1 protein-coding gene is annotated in these 456 nt (G+C 41.2%); it reads right to left on the reverse strand.

Annotated features, from left to right (window positions below):
* Nucleotides 1-456 (reverse strand): Cna B-type domain-containing protein (locus tag G9F74_RS29515; RefSeq protein ID WP_165406437.1); only part of this gene is annotated, 456 nt, incomplete at both ends.

Here is a 456-nt window from a genome sequence, read left to right on the forward strand (position 1 = left end):
CGGACGATCTTTCGCGTTATCGTCTTTCCATGTTTTCGTTCCTTCTACTTTTGTTTCGCCTACTTTTGTATTCGTGATGTCATAACCATTGACTTTGGATTCGTATCCGGCTACTGGCTGTTCTTTCACTTCATACTTGTACGCTACTCCGTTTGCATCGTATGCTGCTAAATCTTTGAATTCGTATTTCCAGCCTGTTGCTTCGCTTACTTCTTGCGTCGCAATCACTGTACCATTTTGTAGAAGGTCTACTTTAATCATTTTCGGACGATCTTTCGCGTTATCGTCTTTCCATGTTTTCGTTCCTTCTACTTTTGTTTCGCCTACTTTTGTATTCGTGATGTCATAACCATTGACTTTGGATTCGTATCCATCTACCGGTTGTTCCTTCACTTCATACTTGTACGCTACTCCGTTTGCATCGTATGCTTGCAGTTTTTCAAACGTGTACTTCCA

The organism is Bacillus sp. EKM202B (assembly GCF_011066025.1).
Classification (GTDB): Bacteria; Bacillota; Bacilli; order Bacillales; family Bacillaceae_G; genus Bacillus_A; species Bacillus_A toyonensis.